This is a genomic window from Variovorax sp. P2_H12 (assembly GCF_056403395.1).
In genome coordinates this window covers 1-404 of record NZ_JBFUFO010000255.1, presented here as the reverse complement: position 1 = coordinate 404, position 404 = coordinate 1, and the positions used below count along the sequence as shown (strand labels likewise).

At 66.8% G+C, this 404-nt stretch carries 1 protein-coding gene; it reads right to left on the bottom strand.

The window, feature by feature from the left end; all coding sequences use genetic code 11:
* Positions 1 to 57: 57 nt before the first annotated feature.
* Positions 58 to 404, bottom strand: a 347-nt coding sequence (locus AC1DYK_RS36035; RefSeq protein WP_478170627.1) for a hypothetical protein, incomplete at its 5' end; no start/stop codon positions are given.

Sequence of the window (404 nt, the reverse complement as noted above, 5' to 3'; positions counted from 1 at the left end):
CCGGAATCCGGATGGTCGCTCGTCGGCCCTGGCCGGCCAGCGTTTACGGTCGGACGATCAGGGGGCTGCCGTCACGTCGGACTCGTACACCAGCCCGACTCGGTGGTTGTACTGAATGGTGTACATCTTTTTGCCGCCGGTCACGACGCTGCCGCTTGAGGGGAAGTAGTCGTCGGTGGCCGCGGCCTCACTGGTCGCGACATACGCCTGGCCGGCGGGGACGCTGTAGAAGCTCAGCGGAGCCTGAGTGGAGGGCGAAAGCCCGGCGGGATATTCGTCCTTGTCCGGGTAGCTGCTGCCGTACACCGCTGCGGGCGAGTCCCCGGCAGCCTTGACCACGGTCACGCCACGGGCGGGGGTCGTGTTGCGTCCGTACGGGTTGTGGAACCACACCTTGGTACCGC